General features: G+C 70.9%; 16 protein-coding genes. 8 read left to right on the top strand and 8 right to left on the bottom strand.

Annotation, left to right across the window (positions count from 1 at the left end):
• Positions 1–131: 131 nt before the first annotated feature.
• Positions 132–635: an ABC transporter permease gene (locus tag KIK09_RS24765; RefSeq protein ID WP_214321728.1), complete on the top strand. Its 504-nt coding sequence runs from the start codon at positions 132–134 to the stop codon at positions 633–635.
• A 59-nt stretch (positions 636–694) separates the two neighbouring features.
• On the opposite strand, the gene KIK09_RS24760 is transcribed toward KIK09_RS24765, so the two are convergent.
• Positions 695–1,624: an MBL fold metallo-hydrolase gene (locus KIK09_RS24760; RefSeq protein WP_214321727.1), complete on the bottom strand. Its 930-nt coding sequence runs from the start codon at positions 1,622–1,624 to the stop codon at positions 695–697.
• Between the two features lie 162 nt (positions 1,625–1,786).
• On the opposite strand from KIK09_RS24760, the gene ligA reads away from it, so the two are divergent.
• Positions 1,787–3,847 carry an NAD-dependent DNA ligase LigA gene (gene ligA, locus KIK09_RS24755; protein ID WP_214321726.1) on the top strand — a complete coding sequence of 687 codons (2,061 nt, stop codon included), beginning with the start codon at positions 1,787–1,789 and terminating at the stop codon, positions 3,845–3,847.
• Between the two features lie 220 nt (positions 3,848–4,067).
• On the top strand, positions 4,068–4,505 hold the full coding sequence (locus tag KIK09_RS24750; RefSeq protein WP_214321725.1) for a CBS domain-containing protein: 438 nt from the start codon (positions 4,068–4,070) through the stop codon (positions 4,503–4,505).
• On the opposite strand, the gene KIK09_RS24745 is transcribed toward KIK09_RS24750, so the two are convergent.
• On the bottom strand, positions 4,471–6,753 hold the full coding sequence (locus KIK09_RS24745; RefSeq protein WP_250573755.1) for a glycoside hydrolase family 65 protein: 2,283 nt from the start codon (positions 6,751–6,753) through the stop codon (positions 4,471–4,473). The genes KIK09_RS24750 and KIK09_RS24745 overlap by 35 nt on opposite strands.
• A gap of 150 nt (positions 6,754–6,903) precedes the next feature.
• The gene (locus KIK09_RS24740) at positions 6,904–7,884 is read right to left on the bottom strand and encodes an Acg family FMN-binding oxidoreductase (RefSeq protein WP_214321724.1); all 981 of its coding nucleotides are present in this window, start codon (positions 7,882–7,884) and stop codon (positions 6,904–6,906) included.
• 150 nt (positions 7,885–8,034) lie between these two features.
• Between KIK09_RS24740 and KIK09_RS24735 the strand changes: the two genes are divergently transcribed.
• The 5 genes from KIK09_RS24735 (at position 8,035) to KIK09_RS24715 (ending at position 12,879) form a co-directional block, all read left to right on the top strand.
• Entirely contained in the window at positions 8,035–8,742 is a 708-nt protein-coding gene (locus KIK09_RS24735) for a CBS domain-containing protein (RefSeq protein ID WP_214321723.1), read from the top strand.
• 51 nt (positions 8,743–8,793) lie between these two features.
• Positions 8,794–10,308: a beta-N-acetylhexosaminidase gene (locus KIK09_RS24730; RefSeq protein WP_214321722.1), complete on the top strand. Its 1,515-nt coding sequence runs from the start codon at positions 8,794–8,796 to the stop codon at positions 10,306–10,308.
• A 90-nt stretch (positions 10,309–10,398) separates the two neighbouring features.
• A complete protein-coding gene (locus tag KIK09_RS24725; protein ID WP_214321721.1) occupies positions 10,399–10,845 on the top strand; it encodes an archease in 447 nt (148 codons plus the stop codon).
• A gap of 45 nt (positions 10,846–10,890) precedes the next feature.
• Positions 10,891–11,916: a hypothetical protein gene (locus tag KIK09_RS24720; RefSeq protein ID WP_214321720.1), complete on the top strand. Its 1,026-nt coding sequence runs from the start codon at positions 10,891–10,893 to the stop codon at positions 11,914–11,916.
• 18 nt (positions 11,917–11,934) lie between these two features.
• Complete coding sequence (locus tag KIK09_RS24715; RefSeq protein ID WP_214321719.1) at positions 11,935–12,879, top strand: sigma-70 family RNA polymerase sigma factor; 945 nt, start codon at positions 11,935–11,937, stop codon at positions 12,877–12,879.
• A 6-nt stretch (positions 12,880–12,885) separates the two neighbouring features.
• Here the strand turns inward: KIK09_RS24715 and KIK09_RS24710 are convergent, their stop codons facing one another.
• The 5 genes from KIK09_RS24710 to mgtA form a co-directional block, all read right to left on the bottom strand.
• On the bottom strand, positions 12,886–14,364 hold the full coding sequence (locus KIK09_RS24710) for a bifunctional aminoglycoside phosphotransferase/ATP-binding protein (protein WP_214321718.1): 1,479 nt from the start codon (positions 14,362–14,364) through the stop codon (positions 12,886–12,888).
• A 345-nt stretch (positions 14,365–14,709) separates the two neighbouring features.
• A complete protein-coding gene (gene hypF / locus KIK09_RS24705; protein WP_250573754.1) occupies positions 14,710–16,896 on the bottom strand; it encodes a carbamoyltransferase HypF in 2,187 nt (728 codons plus the stop codon).
• Positions 16,893–17,543: a CBS domain-containing protein gene (locus KIK09_RS24700; RefSeq protein ID WP_214321717.1), complete on the bottom strand. Its 651-nt coding sequence runs from the start codon at positions 17,541–17,543 to the stop codon at positions 16,893–16,895. The genes hypF and KIK09_RS24700 overlap by 4 nt, the downstream gene beginning before the upstream one ends.
• Before the next feature lie 5 nt (positions 17,544–17,548).
• Positions 17,549–17,668, bottom strand: a complete 120-nt coding sequence (locus KIK09_RS57975; RefSeq protein ID WP_250573753.1) for a universal stress protein — start codon at positions 17,666–17,668, stop codon at positions 17,549–17,551.
• A 110-nt stretch (positions 17,669–17,778) separates the two neighbouring features.
• On the bottom strand, positions 17,779–20,118 hold the full coding sequence (gene mgtA / locus KIK09_RS24690; RefSeq protein ID WP_214321716.1) for a magnesium-translocating P-type ATPase: 2,340 nt from the start codon (positions 20,116–20,118) through the stop codon (positions 17,779–17,781).
• Positions 20,119–20,308 lie beyond the last annotated feature (190 nt).

Genomic DNA, 20,308 nt, shown 5'->3' with positions numbered 1-20,308 from the left:
TGCCGAGTAAGCCCGGACAGCGCAAGGTTCGCCCGGACAGGACAACCCCGAGAGCCGACCACTAAGCATGAGGGGGCCTGGAAGCGGGAGCTACGCGATAGCGGGTGCTGATGGGCGAGACGTGACGTCTGGTGCGTTCTCGTGCCAAGCTCCTGGTCACGCCCACTCCGCGGGCTGCGCTGGTGGCGGGCAAGGCGTTCGCCGCCGGGGTGAAGGCGGTGATCCAGGCGGTCGCGGTGCTGCTGATCGCCGCGCTCCTGGGCGTCGGCCTGACCTGGAACCCGCTGCGCCTGCTCGGCATGGCCGCGGTCGTCGTGCTCGGCGCGGCGTTCTTCTCCTGCCTGTCGGTGACGATCGCCGGGATCGTGCTGACGCGCGACCGGCTCATGGGGATCGGGCAGGCGATCACGATGCCGCTGTTCTTCGCCTCCAACGCCCTGTACCCGACGGCGCTGATGCCGGGCTGGCTGCAGGCGATCAGCACCGTCAACCCGCTGACCTACCAGGTCGACGCGCTGCGCACCCTGCTGCTCGGCACGCCAGGACACCTGGGCCTGGACTTCCTCGTCCTGATCGTCGCCGCCGCGACGGGAATCACGACGGCGTCCCTGCTCCTGCCCCTGCTGGCCCGCTGAGCTTGCCTCCGTGGCCCGCTGAGCGCGCGTTCCTGCGGGACGGCCGGCCCTGACCGGATTCAGGATTCGCGATGCTGGTGCTGTTCGGGGAGATGGCTTTGCTCGTGGGCCCACAGCACGACGTTGTCCAGCGCGGTCTGCCGGAAGAAGTCGACGATCTCGCGGTCGGAGTGGCGCAGGCTGAAGTGGGTCAGGACGAACAGGGTTTCCGGGTGGGCCTCCACCACGGGTCGCAGGCGGCTCCACACCGTGTGGCCGACCCGGTCCGCGCGGTCCAGCTCGGCGTCGTCCAGGTAGGTGCACTCGGTGATGACGACCGGGTAGTCGAACAGCCACGGATTCTTCTCGAAGACGTTGACGTGCGTGTCTCCGAGAAAGGCGAACAGCGGGCGGCGGACCTCGTGCTCGACCTGGACGCCCTCCTTGCGCCGCTGCGCGATGATCCGGCCGAACTCCCCGCCCAGCGACCGCCGCAGCTCCTCGAATTCCGGCAGCAGCGCCTTGCGCCGCTCCGAGAAGGCGTATCCCACGCAGGGCACCTTGTGCTCGCACTCCACCACGCGCACGTGGTGTCCCCGCCGCCCGAAAGCGAATTCGTCGTCCTGCCGCACGCCGTGCAGGCGGCATCCCTTCGCCAGCTCCGGGTCGTATCCCGCGCCGTGATTCAGCTCGGCGGACGCGCGCAGATACGACTCCACGTACGGCACCGCCGCGGCGGGCAGGTAGACATCCGTGCCGGATGCCTTGGCCGCCAGATAATCGAGATCCTTGGCGTGGTCGTGGTGGGTGTGGGTCAGGAAGACCGTGTCCACCTGCCGTCCCTCGCACAACCCCGCGTCCAGGCTGCACCGCAGCTCGGGGAGGTGGAAGAAGGTCTTGTCGTTGGCGCGCGAGTAGCCGGTGATGGTCAGCTCCGCCCCGGGTATCCGCCACGTCTTCCACTGCCGGAACGGATGCCCCACGTCCAGTAACTCGGGATGGGTGGTCATCGGCGGCGTCCCTTCCATGATCAGGTGACCGCCGATCATAACGCCATCGCGATCACCGAGGTCGGCTCCGCATGCACCCGCGTTGTGGTTCAGCCCGAAAGGCCCAGCTCAACGCCTGGTTCCCGGCCCGGAAATGTCAGTGGCACCCGGCATGATGGCCCTATGAACGACGCACCCCCGATCTCCGTTCTGGCCGACGAGGCCGCCTACGCCGAGGCCGTGCAGCTGGCCGTGGACGCCTCGGCCGCCTACTACGCCGACGGCACCTCGACGCTCGACGACGACGCCTACGACCGGCTGGTGCGCGGCATCGCCGCCTACGAGCTGGAGCATCCCGACCAGGTGCTGGCGACCTCGCCCACGGGCAAGGTGGCGGGCGGTGCGGTGGTCGGCGACGTTCCCCACCTGGTGCCGATGCTGAGCCTGGACAACGTCTTCGGCGCCGACCAGCTGGCCGAGTGGGCCGCCTCGCTCGAGCGCAGGCTCGGCCACCCGGTCACGGCCTGGAGCGTGGAGCCGAAGCTGGACGGTCTGGCGATCTCGGCCCGCTACCGCCACGGCCGCCTGGTCCAGCTCGTGACCCGCGGCGACGGCACGGCCGGCGAGGACGTCTCGCACGCCATCGGCACCGTTGTCGGCCTGCCCGCGCGGCTGGCCGAGCCGGTGACGGTCGAGCTGCGCGGCGAGGTCATGATGACCACGGCCCAGTTCGAGCAGGCGTGCGCCAAGCGGCAGGCCCACGACGGCACGACGTTCGCCAACCCGCGCAGCGCCGCGGCGGGCACGTTGCGCGCGCAGGACCGCCCGTACGTGTGCGAGCTGACCTTCTTCGGCTACGGCGCGCTGCCCGCGCCCGACGACACCTCCGAGACGGCGACACGGCTGCGTGCCATGCCGCACAGCCAGGTGATGGCCTGGGTCGCCGGGCAGGGCGTGCAGACGACGGCGCGGACCCCGGTCGCCGGGATCGTCGCCGCGGCCCTGGCGCAGGTGCAGGAGCGCGTCGAGCAGATCGCCGCCGTGCGCGCCGAGCTGCCGTTCGGCATCGACGGCATCGTCATCAAGTGCGACCTGGCCGAGGACCAGGCGGCGGCCGGGTCCGGCTCGCGCGCGCCGCGCTGGGCGATCGCCTACAAGCTGCCCGCCGTCGAAAAGATCACCAAGCTGCTCGCGGTCGAGTGGAACACCGGCCGTACCGGGATCATCGCCCCGCGGGCGGTGCTCGAGCCGGTGCGGCTGGACGGCTCGATCGTCACCTATGCCACGCTGCACAACGCCTCCGACATCGCCCGGCGCGGGCTGATGCTCGGCGACAGCGTGGTCGTCTACAAGGCCGGCGACGTCATCCCCCGCGTGGAGGCGCCGGTGGTCCACCTGCGCACCGGTGACGAACAGCCGATCGAGATCCCGGCGGTCTGCCCCTCGTGCGGCGATCAGATCGACACCTCGCAGGAACGGTGGCGGTGTGTGCGCGGGCGGGCATGCCGGGCGATCGCCTCGATCACCTACGCCGCCGGGCGCGACCAGCTCGACATCGAAGGGTTGGCGGAGAGCCGCATCCAGCAGATGCTGGACGCCGGGCTGATCGGCGACTTCGCCGACCTGTTCTTCCTGACGCGTGACCAGTTGCTCGGTCTGGAGCGCATGGGCGAGGTCAGCAGCGACAACCTGCTCGCCGCGTTCGAGCGGGCCAAGAACCAGCCGCTCAGCCGGGTCTTCTGCGCGCTCGGCGTGCGCGGCACCGGCCGGAGCATGAGCCGCCGCATCGCCCGCCACTTCGGCTCCATGGACGCCATCCGCGCCGCGGACGCCGAAGCGATACAGCAGGTCGAGGGCATCGGCGCGGAGAAGGCGCCGGTCGTGGTCGCCGAGCTGGCCGAGATCGGACCGCTGATCGACAAGCTCGTCGCGGCCGGGGTCAACATGACCGAGCCCGGAGCGGCCACCGCGGCCGACCCGGGCGAGACGACCGGGCTCCCGCTGGCGGGCATGTCGGTCGTCGTGACCGGCGCGATGAGCGGGCGGCTGGAGGCATTGTCGCGCAACGAGATGAACGAGCTGATCGAACGCGCCGGCGGCACGGCATCCTCGAGCGTGTCGGCCAAGACCTCCCTGCTGGTGGCGGGAGAGAAGGCCGGTTCCAAACGAGCGAAGGCCGAGTCGCTGGGAGTGCGGATCGCCAGCCCGGAGGAGTTCGCCGACCTGGTGGCCGCCCTCTTGTGAACCCCGCGACTCCCTTGCCTGCCGGCACCCGGTTCCCGTCGAGCGGGGTGAACGCGCTCACGTCCGACCGGGCCGACACCGTGACGTCGTGTCCCGGATACAAGGTCACCGCCGTCCGGCCGGCCCGCGGACGGGACTTTGGTCCTCCTCTTCGGGACCTTGGCCTCCACCCGTTTCGAGTCCCGCCCATGAAGCTGGAGCTGACGAAGGAGGGGCGACGATGAAGATCAAAGATGTGATGTCAGCTCCCATCGTGGAAGTGACGCCGTTCACGCCGATCCGTGATGTCGCGCAGCACATGGACTACTCCGGTGTCGGCTGTGTGATCGTGACCGATGGGCACGAGATCACGGGAATCGTGACCGATCGTGATCTCGCCTTGCGGGTGCTCGGGCGCGGGCTCGATGCCGACGGTCCGATCAGCATGGTGATGACCCCGGCCCCTGTCACCGTACGGCCGGACGACGATCTCGACATGGCCTACGAGACCTTGCGACGCCATGCCTTCCGCCGTCTTCCGGTCGTCGACAGTGGGACCGTGATCGGTATGGTGACCCTGGACGACCTGCTGCTCCACAGCCACCAGATGACAGCCGACCTGCTCAGGCCGGTCATCAGCGAGATCAGCGAGCCGCAGCATCCTCGTGACCGGGAATGAGGGCCGTTTCGAGGGTGAACGTACGGCTGTCGCCACACCGGATCGTGGCACCGTTGATCCGTGCCGAATCGTTGTCGGCGTCGATGACGAATCGGGTACCGCGCACCTGCAGTGCCATCGAGACCGCCCCGAGTCCGTCAGGCAACTGCGGGTTCACCCGCAGCCCGTCCCTGCGGACCTCCAGCCCCAGGTAGCAGCGCTGCACCAGGTCCAGGGTGCCGGCCATCGCCCCCAGATGGATGCCCTCCGCGGTGGTGCCGTGCTGGACGTCCTTGATGTCGGAGGTGAGGGCTTCGGCGAAGAACCGCCACGACCGCGCACGGTCGGACCTGGCCAGCACCCAGGCGTGCACCACCGCGCTCAGCGTCGAGCCGTGGCTGGTGCGCGCCAGGTAGTACTGGACCGTCCGGGGAATCAGGTCGGGCTCTGCCGGGTAGCCGAGCCGATCCAGGATCGCCAGCAGTTCCTCGGCGGGCAGCAGGTACACCAGCATGAGCACGTCGGCCTGCTTGGACGCCTTGTACCGGTTGACGTCGTCACCGGTGGCCTCCAGAGCCCGATCCAGGCGGCGCACGCCCCGGTAGCGCGCCCAGTCCAGCTCGAGCAGCTCGCCGTAACCGGTGAACTGGCTGATCACGCCGTTGTCGAGGAAGTCCACCCGCATCCGCCGGGTGATGTCGTCCCAGCGCGCCAGCTCGTCATCGGCGGGGCGGAGTGCGGGCACCAGCTCGGCGGCTTCTCGGGCGCGCATCAGCAGCCACACGGTCATCACGTTGGTATAGGCGTTGTTGGCCAGGCCTGGGCTGGTGTGGTACTCGTCGGGCCCCATGACGTCGCGGATCTCGTAACGGCCGCAGGAAGGGTCGAGCACGGCCAGCGACGCGAAGAACCTGGCGATGTCGAGCACGAGCTCGGCGCACCACTCCGGTAGTGCACCGGTCGCCAGGTAGTACTGCCACACGTTGTAGCCGATGGCCAGGCCGATGTGACGCTGCAGGCGAGACCGGTCGGTCAGCCACCGCCCCGAGAGGGGATTGAGGTGGACAGCCTGCGTCTGCTCGCTGCCGTCGCCGGCGCTCTGCCAGGGGAACATCGCACCGTCGAACCCCGCGGCCCGAGCGGCCCGCCTGGCTTCCGGCAGCCGCCGCCACCGGTAGCGCAGCAGGCCCCGCGAGATCTCAGGGAAGCGGAGGTTCAGCCAGGGCAGGACGAACAGCTCGTCCCAGAACACGTGGCCGCGGTAGGCCTCGCCGTGCAGCCCTCTGGCGGGCACGCCCACGTCGAGGTCCGCGGTGTGCGGAGACAGGGTCTGCATCAGATGGAAGACATGGAGGTGGATGATCTGGGCGAGTTCCGGGCTGTCCACCTCGATCGCGGCCCGCTCCCAGATCCGATCCCAGGCGCTGCTGTGCCGGGCCAGCATCGCGTCGAAGCCGGGCGCGTGCCGCACCCACCTCAGGGCGGCCGAGCGCGCGTCGTGGATCGCGTGATCACGGGAGGTCGCCAGCGCCACGACCTTCGTCAACGTCACCGGCGAGCCGGGGACGAGGTCGAGGACGTGGTGAGAGGTGATCCGGTCCTGCTCGGCCTCCACGTCTCCCGGCAGGTCGATTCTGGAGGCGAGTGCGACGGTGATCTGTGAAGAGCGGGTCCTGACGGTCAGCCAGGTGAGATCGTCCCGCGATCCCGTGCGGTGGTCGGTCAGGTGGTCGCCGCGCAGGTCCCGGTACCGGGCCACGCCGCGGTTGGTCACCCGGCCGTCCAGGGTGGCACGCACGCGCAGCGGCCCCGACCAGTTCTCCGCGGTGAACGTCGTCTCCAGCGCGGCCAGAACGGGGTCGGCCATCGACACCAGGCGGCGCTGCCGTACCGAGGTGACGCGGCCGGCGTCATCTCGCCAGCGGATCGTGCGGTGCAGGACCCCGTGGCGCAGGTCGAGCTCCTGCCCGTAGTCCAGCAGCTCGGACCGTTCCGGGCAGAACCATGCCGAGTCCGGGGTCGCGAAGGTCAGCGGCAGCCAGTCGGGCAGGTTGACCAGGTCTTCGTTGGTCACCGTACGGCCGGCGATCGGGGAGGTCAGCCGGTTGTAGCAGCCGGCGACGTAGGTGCCGGGCGTGCGCGTCTGTCTGTCGGGTGTCGCCCCTCGGGTGGCGAAGCGGCCGTTGCCCAGTGTGCACAGGGCCTCCCGCAATGCCTCCGCGGACGGGTCGAAGCCGTCGTAGGTGAGCGCCCACGGATTCATGACCATGGCAGCGACAGTACGTGTCATGCCCCTGGCCCGACATGGCCGTTGGACCTTCCGGAGGCGGGACTTCCGGCCCTGGAACGCCACGACCGAGCTGCCGGTGGTGGGCTCGGACGGCCGCGATGCCACGGGTGATCCTCAAGAGCTGCGTGTTCAGGCGTCCAGAACGTCACTCAGGGGGCGTCGTATACCGGTCGTATCGTCGAAGGTGATGCCCAGCCGCATGATCATCTGAGGGTATTCGCCGGAGCAGAGTTCCTGCCGGAGGTACTCGCGCAGATGGTGCATCTCCAGCGCCTGGGTGTGGAAGGCGGCGCTGACCCCGTGGGCCGAGGCGTACAGCAGGGCCCGCTGGAGCGCCCTGCCGCAGGCGATCCATTCCTCACGCGTGTCGCCCGACGTGGTGAGCAGGGTCAGAACGCCCGAAGAGGTGGACGCGCTCTGGTCGGACGCGTTGCCCCACGCGTGGCGCCAGGCATAGTCGCGTTGCGGGAAGTACGGCGTGGTGCGGGCGGGTTCGGTGGGATAGGCGTCGGCGGGGACACCGTCGGTGCGGGAACTGCCGGGTGGCAGGGCCCAGCGGATGACCTCCAGGTTCAGCACGCGGTCCTGGGATTGGACGCCCTGCGCGGCCTGGGTGAGGGCGGCCACCACCTCGACGGCCACGGCGGAGCGGACGGGGGTCAGCCGGGCGCCTTCCCCGGCGGCCTGCGCGACGAGGCCGTCGACGAGCCGGTCGGGGACGGGCAGGTCGGTGAATCCCGCCCGGTGGGTGCGACGGCGCTTGACCTCGTCGCACAGGGCCTTGGTCAGCTCGTCGACGTCCGTGGGTTCTCCTGCCCGTACGGTGGCCAGCAAGGAGGGCCGATCCGGGTCGGGCAGGATCCGGGCGACGGGCTCGTATCCCTGGCAGCGCAGCGTGATGATCAGGTTGAAGAGGGCAGCGCCGCAGCTGATCAGCTGCTGCCTGCCCATGGCATCGCCGTAACGCAGCTTTCGCTCGAGGTCGGCGCGCACGGCGATCTCGTCCCCGGTGATCGAGAATGACCAGGGCTGGCTGTTGTGAACGGATGGCGCCCAGGTGGCGGCCTCCAGCGCGATGCGGATCGCTCGTTCCTTCTCCCGGTCGGTCATAGGCCCACAGCATCATGATCCGGGGCCGGCGGTGAGGGCCGAAGGTCCCGGATCGGAAGGACGTCAGGCGGGACTTCCGCCCCTACCTCGGGTGGCATGTCGGCGATGGGATAAGACCGGCATCGTCCGGGTCGAGCGCAGGAGGATCCCATGAGAACGACCGTCGGGAACGTGATGACCACCGATGTGGTGGCCGTCAACCAGAACGCGAACTTCCACGTGGTGGCGGATCTGATCATCAACCGGGCCGTCAGCGGCCTGCCGGTGCTGGACGACGACGGCCGCGTGGTCGGCGTCGTCACCGAGGCCGACCTGCTGGCCAAGGAGGAGTTCAAGCACCAGTACTACGGCGACGAATACCACCCGCCGCTGCGTTCACGCATCCGCCGATCCTTCGGCAGCGAGGGCCTCGGCCGCGCGAAGGCCATGGGGGAGACCGCCGGCGAGCTGATGACCGCGCCCGCGTACGTCACCACCCCCGGCACCCGCGTCGTCGAGGCCGCCCGCAGGATGGACAGGCACGGCGTCAAACGCCTGCCGGTGGTGGACGCCGACGGCAAGCTGGTCGGCATCGTCAGCCGCCGCGACCTGCTCAAGGTCTTCCTGCGTCTTGACGCCGACATCAGACGCCAGCTGCTGGAGGCCATCCCGCGATACGCCGTGTGGGCCGACCCCGCACGGCTGGACATCGAGGTCGACGAGGGTGTGATCACCCTGTCTGGCAGGGTGCGCAGACACAGCGAGGCGATCGCCCTGACCGGGATGGCCGAGAGCCTCGACGGCGTGGTGGCCGTCCGCGAGAAGCTCACCTGGGAACACGACGACGTCGCCGGCATCCCGGTCTGGGGTGGAGCCTGACACGGCACATTCCCGCTTGAGATCGGGGCGGAAGGCGTGGACGGTCGGATCATGGTGAATCTGATTCCGGCCCCGCGTGAACTCCGGCTCACCGGAGGCTCCGGGCCGTTCGGTGGAGAGGTGCGTACGCGCGTCGACTCCTCGCTCGCGCCCGAGGCGTACGAGCTGACCGTGTCCCACGATGGGGCGCACATCGTGGGAGGCGACGAGGCGGGTGTCTTCTGGGGGCGTCAGACCTTGCGGCAACTGCTCGGACCGGATGCTTTCCGCCGGGCCCCCATCGAGCGCGAACCCGTCGCGGTGCCGTACGTGGAGATCCGGGACGCGCCGCGGTTCGCGTGGCGCGGGTTCATGCTCGACGTCGCGCGGCACTTCCTGCCCAAGGACGACGTGCTGCGCTATGTCGACCTGCTGGCCGCGCACAAGCTCAACGTGTTCCACCTCCACCTGACCGACGACCAGGGCTGGCGCATCGCGATCGAGCGGTACCCCAGGCTCGTCGAGGTCGGCGCGTGGCGGCCGCGGACCCGCCTGGGCTGGGGCGAGCCGCCGCTCTGGGACGAGCGGCCGCACGGCGGCTTCTACACCCAGGACGACCTGCGGGAGATCATCGCGTACGCCGCGGAGCGGCACGTCACGGTCGTCCCGGAGATCGACCTGCCGGGCCATTCGCAGGCGGCGATCGCGGCCTATCCCGAGCTGGGGAACACCGACGTCATCGACACGGCCGCGCTCGAGGTGTGGACCGAGTGGGGCTGGAGTCCCCATGTGCTGGCGCCGACCGACGCCGTGCTGCGGTTCTACGAGGGCGTACTGGACGAGGTGCTGGACGTCTTCCCGAGCCGGTTCATCCACATCGGCGGGGACGAGTGCCTCAAGGACCAGTGGCGCCGCTCGGCCACGGCGCAGGCCCGCATCAAGGGACTGGGACTCCACGACGAGGACGAGCTCCAGTCCTGGATGATCCGCCACTTCGACCGCTGGCTCACCGCGCGCGGCCGCCGCCTCATCGGCTGGGACGAGATCGTGGAGGGCGGGCTGGCGGAGGGAGCCGCCGTCGCCTGCTGGCGCTGGTACACCGGCGGGATCGCCGCCGCGGAGGCGGGCCACGACGTGGTGATGTGCCCCCAGCAGGAGGTGTACCTCGACCACGTCCAGGACCCCGGCGCCGACGAGCCGGTGCCGTTCGGCTGGGTGCACACGCTGGAGGACGTCTACCGCTTCGAACCCGTCCCGCCCCGGCTGGCGGGGACGCCGCACGCGGCCCGCGTCATCGGGACCCAGGCCAACCTGTGGACCGAGGTCGCCGACAGCCGCGCCCGGGTGGACTACCAGGCCTTCCCCCGGCTCGCCGCCTTCGCGGAAGTGGCCTGGTCGCGACTGCCGGACCCCGACGAGCGCGACTTCGGCGACTTCGAGCGCCGGATGAACGCGGCCCACTACGCCCGCCTGGACGCGATGGGCGTGGCCTACCGCCCGCCCACCGGCCCGCACCCGTGGCAGCGACGCCCAGGCATCCCCGGCCGCATGCACCACAAACCCCGCAGAACTTGGCACATGGCCTGACGTTTCGCCTGATGAACGGCATCCAAAGGCCTTCAGCACTACCGAACGGCGAGCCATGGGGTCAGGCTGGAGGTTGTGGGAAGCGACGGCATGAACCCGGTGACCGAGCCGAGCCACCGAGTGCGGATAGACGAAGGGCGCCTGGTACTCGACGCCTGGGCGCCCGGCAGGGGTGAGTGCGTGGCCGAGGCGCTGCACGCGCTGACGGCGGGCGTCCGGTGCTCGGGAGCGGACGTCCTGGGCGAGCAGATCACCGAGAGCCTGGAGGCGGAGCCGGATGCCGACCTCCTGGCCGAGGCCCTGGACCTGGCGATCGAGCGGATGGCCGCGTATGGGCAGGTGCCCGCGGACATCGAGGTCGCCGAGCACCCCGACGGGACCACGACCCTCGTCATGCTGATGGTCACGCACGCCTGGCTGCGTTACCTGCCGACCGCGAGCCCCGAGGCCGACGACGTCGTCCTCGCCCGGGCGGGCGGCGGGTGGTGCTGCCACGCGGTCGTGGACGTCCAGCCGACGACCGAAGAGGCCAGGTAGTGGCGCATTACGGCTCCAGGGCGCAGCCTGGAGAGGTACGGCGGCATGTCCTTCAAGGAAGTCGCGATGACAGGCAGCGAGCTCGCCAGGCAACTGTTGAGCGAGGAGCCGATCACATCGCCGATCGTCTCGCTCTACTTCACCGTCCCCGCCGACCCTGATCAGCTGGTGGGGCTGGTCCGGCAGGCCTGCCCTGACCTCGACCACGCCACCCTCGACGGCGTACGCGGCGCGCTGGAGGACCTGCCCGGCACACGGGGAGGCGTCGCCCTGTTCGTCTCCCGCGCACCGGGACTGCGCAGGCGGCTGCCGTTGCCGGGGTACCTGGCGGAGTCGGCCCATGTCGGCATGCGCCCCTACGTGCGGCCCCTGCTCGCCGCGCTGCACCGGTCGGTGCCGTACTGCGTGGCCGTCTTCGACGAGGCCCGGGCCTGGATCGGCGTCCGCAGGGAGGACCGGCTGGTCGAATCGGCCGTGGTCACCGGCGAGGAGACACACGCGGGCCATCTTCGCCGTATCGCCGACCTCCTCGAGGACGCGGTGGGCAAGGACGGTGTCGAGGCGGTGGTGCTCGGCGGGCGCGCGGACGACGTCACCCGGCTGATCGCGCTGCTGCCCACGCTCGCCCGCCGCGCGTTCTCCGGGCACATGGTCGTCGAGCCGAGCGCGGTCAACCCCGTGAAGCTGCGCAGGCTCGCCGACGAGGTCGTGGCCCGCTGGCGGGCCTCGGCGGACGAGAAGCTGGCCGCCGCCGTGCTGGACGAGGCCGCCGCGGGCACGTACTCGGTGGAGGGCCTGCCCAGCTGCCTGGCCGCCGTGAACTCACGATCCGTTCACCAACTGCTCGTCGAGGAGGGCCCGGACGTGCCCGGCGCCGCGTGCGAGGGCTGCGCCGCCCTGCTTCCCGACGTGTGGCCCGGCTGCCCGACCTGTGGGGGGCGCGTGCACCCCGTGCCCGACGTGCTGGAGGAGGCGGTGGTGGCGGTGCTGCGCGGCGGCGGCGAGGTCGTGCCGCTCCCGCCGTACCTGCTGGAAGGCGTGCACGCGGCGGCCAGGCTGCGACGAGGCTGAGCCAGGGAGGTGGCGGCCATGCCGGACTCCGAACTCGTGCGGGCTGAACCGCGAGAGCCCGAGAGCGAGCCCGATCTGCTGCGCCAGTACCTCGACCAGATCGGGGAGACGCCCCTGCTCACGGCCGAGCAGGAGGTGGAGCTGGCCAAGCGGATCGAGGCGGGCCTGTACGCGCGCATGCTGCTCGACGCCGACGGCGGGCTGTCCACATCGCGGCAGGCCGAGCTGCTGATCATGGCCGACGACGGGGAGCTGGCCAAGGATCACATGATCCGCGCGAACCTGCGGCTGGTCGTGGCGCTCGCGCGCAGGTTCCCGCAGCGGGGCATGACGCTGCTCGACATGATCCAGGAGGGCAACCTGGGGCTGATCAAGGCCGTGGAGAAGTTCGACTACGCCAAGGGGTTCAAGTTCTCCACCTACGCCACCTGGTGGATCCGGCAGGCCATCCAGCGCGGGCTGGCCGACAGGGGACGGACGGTGCGCCTGCCCATCCACGTCGTGGAGGAGCTCACCCGACACGCCAGGATCGAACGCGAGCTCGCCGGGCGGCTGGGGCGCGAGCCCACGGTGGAGGAGACGGCGGCGGAGACGGGCTGGGCGGTGGCCAAGGTGATCAAACTGCGGACCCTCGCCCGGCGCGAGGTCAGCCTGGACATGCCGGTAGGCGAAGATCACAACCGCATGCTGGCGGACCTGATCGAGGACCCCGCCGGGCTGTCCGCCGAGGACGTCGCGGTGACCCGCAGGCTGGCCGAGCATCTCAGGTCGCTGGTGGACACCCTGGCCCCCGACGAGGCGCTGGTCGTCACGCTGCGCTTCGGCCTGCACGACGGCCACCAGCACACCTTTCCGGACATCGCCCGCCGGACCGGCCTGTCCCTGCAGCAGGTGCGCCGCCTGGAGAAGCAGGCCCTGACCCACCTGCGCCGCCGCGAGCCCCTGGAGGCCTGGGCCGGCTGACCGCTGTCAGTCGGGTTCCATCCGCGGCCGCAGGAATCGCCAGGTGACCTCCAGCTCGGGCGGGTGGACGGCCTCGATCGCCCGCTCCACCGACTGCTCCAGCGCGACCCCGGTGTCGATCTCGGTCGCCTCCGGCCACGGTTCGACGGCCATCGCCGTACGGATGGACTCGTCGGCGTCGGAGACGTCGCGCACGCCGGCGAGCCGCTCGGCGGCGATCCGCGGGCTGACCGTGCAGCGCAGCGCCACGAGCTCCGTCGCGGTACGGCCGGCCACACGCTCCGCCATGGCCCGGTACCGGCCGTCGGCCCAGGAGGCGTCGAGCACGACCGGCTCGCCCATCGACACCAGCCGCTCGGCCCGCGACAGGAGCTCCTGGTAGGTGCGCTGCGTGTGGGCAGGGGTGTAGATGCCCTCGCCGTACGGCGCGGCGGCGGACTTGAGCGGATCGAGCCCCGCCAGCTCCTTGCGGATCCGGTCGCTGCGCAGCAGCGTGTGGCCGAGGCGGTCGGCCAGCGCGCCGCCCAGGGTCGACTTGCCCGTACCCGGCTCGCCACCGACCAGGATCATCGTCACCTCACCCGCGCGCAGGTGGCGCAGTGTCAGCTCGGCCAGCCTCCTGGCCTCCCAGCCGGCGTCCTGCCGCCCCTGCCGGTGGCGCAGGCAGGCCACCTTCGCGCGGACGAAGGCGCGGTAGGCCACGTAGTGGTGCCACAGCGTCGGCGGCGCCGGGTCGGCGGAGAACTCGGCGTACCAGCTGAGGAAGCGCTGAGCCAGCCGAGGGGCGCCGAGTTGCTCCAGGTCCATGGCCAGGAACGCCGCGTCGTCCAGCCCGTCCAGGAAGCGCAGGCGCTCGTCGAACTCCAGGCAGTCCAGGACGCGCGGCCCGTCGTCGAGGCAGAAGATGTCCTCGGCCAGCAGGTCGCCGTGCCCGTCGACGATGCGTCCGTCCGCGATGCGCGCCTGGAAGAGCGCGGCCCTGCCGTCCAGGAAGCGCAGGGTCCTGTGCTCGATCTCGTCCAGGAGCTCAGGCTGGATGACCGCGTCCGGTAGGCCGCGGACCTGCGCGAAGCTTTCGCACCACCTGCGGCGCAGCGACTCCAGGCTGCCCTGGCGGTCGATCTGGGGGCCGTGCCTCGCCTTCGCGTGCAGCCCGGCGACCAGGCGGGCGATCGCCCTCAGGTGCTCGTTGACCGGCCTGCCGGAATCCACCAGGGCGGACAGGCGCCGCTCGTCCGGCATCCGCCGCATGACGACGAGATGCTCGCACAGCTCGCCGTCCGGGCCTGTGACGTCGGCGACCCCCTCGTAGACGTCCGGCGCGAGCCTGCGGTTGAGCTCCACCTCCTCGTGGCAAGCGGCTCGGCGCGCCTCCCGGGTGGTGAAGTCCAGGAAGCCCAGATCCACCGGCTTCTTCATCTTGTACACGTGCTCGCCGACCAGGAACAGGACGGCGGCGTGCGTCTCCTTGACCTCCGCGGACACGGCCGAGCCGACCCTTTCCGCTTGGGCGTGTACGGCGTGCACAACGACCCCCCATGCTCACGGTGCTACACCTTCACGGTCACACCGATCACAGAGTGGACACCAGAGCACAAAGTCCCTGAACGCCCTCCCTATGAGGTTTCTCCCCGTGATGGGGACCTGGAGGCGTGACGCGCGTCGTCGCGCTTGCCCTGCCGGAGGCGGCACGGTCGGAAGATGAGAGGTTCGGGCCCGTCGGTGAGCAGGCCCGAACCTCTGCTGTGTCAAATGTAGGAGCACACGCACTGTCACGTCTCGAAAACGGATGGTTACCGTGAGCGCCGAGTCACTCCATCGGCAGCGGGGCTAGGCACATGACAGTTTCGCGGCGGCGATGGCGGCCTGGCCGAAGCTGATGCCGGCGTCGTTGACGGGCACGCGCTCGCCGATGTAGGGCTCGAACCCGGCCTTCTCCAGGCGCGCCATCACCTCCGTGGCCAGCAGCCGGTTCTGGAACACGCCGCCGGACAGGCAGACCGTGCCGATCTCCGAGGCGCGCTCGCACATCAGCACGGTGACGGCGGCGATCGTGGCGTGGAAGGCGGCGGCGATCTTCCCGACGGGCTCGCCGTCGGCACGGGCGGCCAGGAGGTCGGCCAGCGTGGCCACCCCGTCGTACACCCACAACCCGTCTCGCCGCTCCAGCCGCCAAGCCAGCGGCTCGGCGGGGCCCGTCGCCGCGGCCTCCAAGAGCATGGCAGCCTCGCCCTCGAAGCGGTTGACCGAGCACAGACCGAGCAGCGCGGCGGCGGCGTCGAACAGGCGGCCGGCGCTGGAGGTGGGCGGGCAGTTCACCCGCTGGGTGATCATCCGCTCGATCACCTCCAGGTCGGGCAGATCGGCGGCGAGACCTGAGGGTGGGGCCTGGAACGTCTCGCCGCCGAGCAGGTAGCCCAGCGCCATGCGGTCGGGCCGGCGGACGGCCGCCGCTCCGCCGGGCATCGGCGCGTGGGAGAAGCGGCCGAGCCGCTCGTATCCGGTGTAGGTGGCCAGCAGCAGCTCGCCGCCCCAGAACGTGCCGTCGTCGCCCAGCCCGAGCCCGTCGTAGGCGACCCCCAGGAAGGGCGGCTCCAGCCCGTGCTCGGCCGCGACCGCGGCCACGTGCGCGTGATGGTGCTGTACGGCCAGCCGCCGCGGATACCGTCGCGCGATCCTGGTCGACAGATAGCCGGGATGCAGGTCGTGGACCGCGACCGTGGGGCTGATGCGGTGGATCGCGCGCAGCCGGTCCAGCGCGATGTCGTAGGCCTCCAGCGTCTCGGCGTCCTCCAGGTCGCCGATGTGCGGGCCGACCACGGCGTGTTCCCCGTCGGCAAGCGTGAACGTGCTCTTCAGCTGGGCGCCCACCGCCAGCAGCGGCTGGGGTGCGGCGACCGGCAGGCGGTGCGGAGCGGGGGTGAGGCCCCGCGCGGCCCGGATGGTGGTTCCGCGGCTGCGGACCACCGAGTCGTCGTAGCGGCTCACGATCGGCCGGTCGTGGTCGAGGACGCCGTCCACCGGCAGGCTCACCGTGTCGATCGGCATGGGACCGTCGGCGTGGCCGGCGCTGGTCACCACGAGCGGGCGGCGCAATCCGTCCAGCAGCAGGTGATGCAGCGGGGTGTACGGCAGGAACAGCCCTAGGTCGGCCATGCCGTCGCAGATGCCCGCCGCGAGCATGCCCAGGCGCCGCGGCGCCAGCAGGATCGGCGCGGCGGGCGAGCTCAGGAGCGAGATGTCCGGAGGCTCGAGGTGAGCCAGCGCGCAGGCGGCCGTCACGTCGCGCACCATCACCGCGAGCGGCTTGCCGCGGCGGTCCTTGATCGCGCGCAGCCGGGAGACGGCCTCCTCGTTGATCGCGTCGCAGACGAGCTGGAAGCCGCCCAGCCCCTTGACGGCCACCACCCCGCCCGCGCCGACGATCTCCATGGCGGCATGGAGCGCGGACTCTCCCGTCACGCCCGCGAAGCGCAGCCGGGGCCCGCAGCCGGGGCACGCGATCGGTTCCGCGTGGAAACGCCGGTCCGCGGGGTCGGAGTACTCCGCCGCGCAGGCGGGGCACATCGTGAAGCCGCACATGCTGGTCCTGGCCCTGTCGTACGGCAGCGCCTCGATGATCGTGGCACGCGGACCGCAGGCGGCGCAGTTGATGAACGGGTAGCGGTAGCGCCGGTTCCCGGGGGTGAACAGCTCACGCAGGCAGTCGGCGCAGGTGGCCAGGTCGGGTGGGATCTCCGGCAACTCGCCCACCTCGACGTCCTCCGGGTCGGCGGGCGGTCGCTCGACCACGATGACCTGGCTGATCCACGAGGTGTCCGGCCTGCCCTCGTCCAGGCTGCAGACGAAGGCGTCCAGTGCCTCGGGGCTGCCGGTGACGTCGATCACGACATGGCCACCGGCGTTGCGGACCCTGCCGCGAACGCCGAGGCTGGTCGCCAGCCGGTGCACGAAGGGCCGGAAGCCGACGCCCCGCACGATGCCGCGCACCTCGATGCGCCGGGTGGTCGCCATCATGCCTCCGGCGGGACGATGAGGAGGTCGTCGCTGTCGTGGACCAGTTCGGAGGAGACGTCGACGACGCCTTCGACCTGTCGCACGGCCTCGATCAGCGCGGTGCCCTCGGAGGTGCGGGCGACCCGGCCGGAGAGCGTGACGACGCCGTCGTAGACGTAGAACGAGACGCCTTTGGGCAGCAACGCGCGGATGTCGGCCGCCAGCTCCTCCAGCGGGCGGGTGAAGACCCGCAGCACGTCTGTCTGGTGCAGGGTGCCGACGATCTGGCCGGTGATCGGTTCGACGACGGGAAGCTGCTTGATCCGCTTGTCGAGCATGATCCGGGCGGCGTCGCGCACCGGGGTGGTCGGCGTGACGGTGACGGGCGGGCTGGTCATCAGCTCCGACGCCGTGACGGCCTGTGCCTTCACGTGCTCGGTGCGTTGCCTGCGCGATTCGAACATGCTGACGCTGTGCCGTACGGTGTCGGTCTCCTTGTGCAGCAGGTCGTCCTCCGACACCACCCCGATCGGCCTGCGCTCGAGGTCGATCACCGTGACGGCGCCGACGGCGTAGCGCTTCATCGCGGCGACGATGTCGCCGAAGGAGGCGTCCTCGTGCACGGCGATGGCCACGCGGCCCATGACGTCCTTGACTTCGATTGCCATGTCTTTCACCTGCCTCGCATCACGGCCACCGGGCAGCGGGCGTGGTGCATCCGCAGTGCGTCGTCGGCGGCCCACTCCAGCGCGGCCGTGGCCTCGGGCGAGCCGTCCACCCCCACAACGATCATGGCTTCCTCCCTGGTCTCGCCTCAATCGCACCAGGTCAGGCGGGCGATTCGTAGGGCCGGAAGTCCCATGTGCGCAGGCCCAACGGCCGTGCCGATCGGGCGGGCCGACGTCACCGGCCGCCGAATTCACGGCCGGTGAACCGCTTGGCGACCTCGTTGGCCGCCACGTAACCGGCGGTCAGCACGGCCAGCACCCCGAGAACGCCCCACGACAGCGGCGCCAGCCCGAGCGGCGCCGCCAGCGGCGTGTACGGCAACGCCACGGTGAGCCCGCCCACCGCCAGGCTCGAGCCCAGCAGCGGCCAGGACGGCCGGCTGCGGTAGAACGGCCTGGCCGTACGCAGCACCAGCATCACAGCGAGTTCGGTGGCGGTCGACTCGACGAACCAGCCCGTGCGGAAGACGTCGGTATCGGCGTGCAGCCACAGGCGCAGCACCAGAAACGTGGCGATGTCGAAGACCGAGCTGACCAGCCCGAAAATGATCATGAAGGTGCGGATCCCCGCGACGTCCCACGCCCGGGGCCGCTCCAGCTGCTCGGGGTCGACCGAGTCGGTGGCGATGGTCGTGCCGGGGATGTCGGACAGGAAGTTCAGCAGCAGGATCTGACGCGGCAGCAAGGGCAGGAACGGCAGGAAGGCCGAAGCCGCGGCCATGCTGAGCATGTTGCCGAAGTTGGCGCTGACGGTCACCCGCACGTACTTGAGCGTGTTGGCGAAGGTCCGCCGGCCCAGCCTGACCCCGTCGGCGACGACCGCCAGCTCCTTGTCGAGCAGCACGATCGCCGCCGACTGTTTGGCCACGTCGACCGCGGTGTCGACCGAGATGCCGACGTCGGCGGCGTGCAGCGCGGGGGAGTCGTTGATGCCGTCGCCCAGGAAGCCGACCGTGGCGCCGCTCTCGCGCAGCGCCCGGACGATGCGCTCCTTGTGCAGCGGGTCGACCTCGGCGAACACCTGGGCGTGCACGTCGATCTCGTCGCCCACGCAGACGGGCCCGGTCAGGCCGACCTGGCGGGCGATGTTCGCCGCGGCGAGCCGATTGTCGCCGGTGATCAGCCGTACCGAGATCCCCAGCCGGGCCAGGTCGGCGATCGCCTCGGCCACGCCCGGCTTGACCGGGTCGTGGAAGGCGAGCACGCCCGCCAGCGTCATGCCCGTCTCGTCCTCGGACGAGACGGAGGTGCGCCCCGGCAGCGGTTTGACGGCCAGTCCGAGCACCCGGTAGCCGTCACCGCTCAGCCGTTCGAACAGGTCTCCCACATCCGGAGCGTCGGCACACGCCGTGAGCACGGAATCCAGGGCGCCCTTGGTGACCAGCGTCGGCGTCCCGCCGTCGTCGACCAGCACCGACAGCCGCCTGCGGTGGAAGTCGTAGGGCACCTCGTCCAGGCGCAGGGCCTGGTCGATCTCCGGCGCGCCCGTCAGGACGGCGGCGTCGACGGGATTGGCGAAGCCCTGCTGGAGCGCGGCGTTGAGCCTGGCCAGCCGCAGCACCTCGGGGCTGGGGGCGCCGTGCGGGTCGAGGGCCGCGTCCAGGCGTACGGCTCCCGCGGTGAGCGTGCCCGTCTTGTCGGTGCACAGGATCGTCATCGCGCCGAAGTCCTCGATGGCGTCCAGCCGCTTGACGATGACCCGCTCGGCCGCCATCCGCCGCGCCCCCGCCGACAGGCTGACCGCGACGATCGCGGGCAGCAGCTGCGGGGTCAGTCCGACGGCCAGCGCCAGGGAGAACAGCACCGAATCGACGATGGGCCTGTTCAGCAGCAGGTTCACCACGAAGATCATGGTCACCAGCACGACCATGGCCCGCACGAGCAGCAGCCCGAAGCGGGTCATCCCGCGCTCGAACCCGGTGGTGACCTCGCGCGAGGCCAGCTCGGCGGTCACCGCGGCGAACTCGGTGTCACGCCCGATGCGCGTCACCTCGGCGCGGCCGGCGCCGCTCACGACGTGGGTGCCCGCGAACAGCTTGTCCCCGCCGCGTTTCTCCACGGGGAAGGACTCGCCGGTCAGCGCCGCCTCGTCGACGAGCAGGCTGTGCGACTCGTCCGCCACGCAGTCGGCGGCGACGATGTCGCCCGCCCGCAGCACCACCAGGTCGCCGACCACCACGTCCTCGGCCGGCACCGACACCTCGACGCCGTCCCTGACCACCTCGACCTCGACCCGCACCCTGGCCAGCAGCGCGTCGACCGCGCGGCCCGCGGAGTGCTCCTGCCAGAATCCGAGCGCCCCGCTCGCGGCGACGATCACCAGGATGATCATCCCGTCGGTCAGATCGCCGAGCACCATCGACAGGACGGTCGCCGCGACCAGGATCAGCACGATCGGGCTGGTGAACTGCGCGATCAGCAGCCGCGCACCGCGATGGCCGCGGGCGGGGACCATCCGGTTGGGCCCGTCCGCGGCCAGGCGCCGCGCGGCCTCCTCGCTGGAGAGGCCGTCCACTACTGGAGGGTGGGGTTGTGCCGGACGACGGACAGGTTGCCCAGGCCGAGCGTGCGCCCCGCGCCGCTCGGATCGGCGGCCATGACGGGCCGGGGGTGCGTGGCGGCCATGACGGCCTCCCTTCGTCGAGGTCTGCCTCAATGACACTGTTCGCGGGGGATCGCGAGCAGTGCCGTACGACCCGAGATCG

The organism is Nonomuraea sediminis, assembly GCF_018531495.1.
GTDB classification, from domain to species: Bacteria; Actinomycetota; Actinomycetes; order Streptosporangiales; family Streptosporangiaceae; genus Nonomuraea; species Nonomuraea sediminis.
This window is presented reverse-complemented; position numbering and strand designations above follow the sequence as displayed.

Bases quoted from the DNA above. Each gene is read 5' to 3' on its own strand.
- KIK09_RS24760 (WP_214321727.1), bottom strand. From the start codon at position 1,624: ATGACCACCCATCCCGAGTTACTGGACGTGGGGCATCCGTTCCGGCAG.
- ligA (WP_214321726.1), top strand. From the start codon at position 1,787: ATGAACGACGCACCCCCGATCTCCGTTCTGGCCGACGAGGCCGCCTAC.
- KIK09_RS24750 (WP_214321725.1), top strand. From the start codon at position 4,068: ATGAAGATCAAAGATGTGATGTCAGCTCCCATCGTGGAAGTGACGCCG.
- KIK09_RS24745 (WP_250573755.1), bottom strand. From the start codon at position 6,753: ATGGTCATGAATCCGTGGGCGCTCACCTACGACGGCTTCGACCCGTCC.
- KIK09_RS24740 (WP_214321724.1), bottom strand. From the start codon at position 7,884: ATGACCGACCGGGAGAAGGAACGAGCGATCCGCATCGCGCTGGAGGCC.
- KIK09_RS24735 (WP_214321723.1), top strand. From the start codon at position 8,035: ATGAGAACGACCGTCGGGAACGTGATGACCACCGATGTGGTGGCCGTC.
- KIK09_RS24730 (WP_214321722.1), top strand. From the start codon at position 8,794: ATGGTGAATCTGATTCCGGCCCCGCGTGAACTCCGGCTCACCGGAGGC.
- KIK09_RS24725 (WP_214321721.1), top strand. From the start codon at position 10,399: ATGAACCCGGTGACCGAGCCGAGCCACCGAGTGCGGATAGACGAAGGG.
- KIK09_RS24720 (WP_214321720.1), top strand. From the start codon at position 10,891: ATGTCCTTCAAGGAAGTCGCGATGACAGGCAGCGAGCTCGCCAGGCAA.
- KIK09_RS24715 (WP_214321719.1), top strand. From the start codon at position 11,935: ATGCCGGACTCCGAACTCGTGCGGGCTGAACCGCGAGAGCCCGAGAGC.
- hypF (WP_250573754.1), bottom strand. From the start codon at position 16,896: ATGATGGCGACCACCCGGCGCATCGAGGTGCGCGGCATCGTGCGGGGC.
- KIK09_RS24700 (WP_214321717.1), bottom strand. From the start codon at position 17,543: ATGGCAATCGAAGTCAAGGACGTCATGGGCCGCGTGGCCATCGCCGTG.
- KIK09_RS57975 (WP_250573753.1), bottom strand. From the start codon at position 17,668: ATGATCGTTGTGGGGGTGGACGGCTCGCCCGAGGCCACGGCCGCGCTG.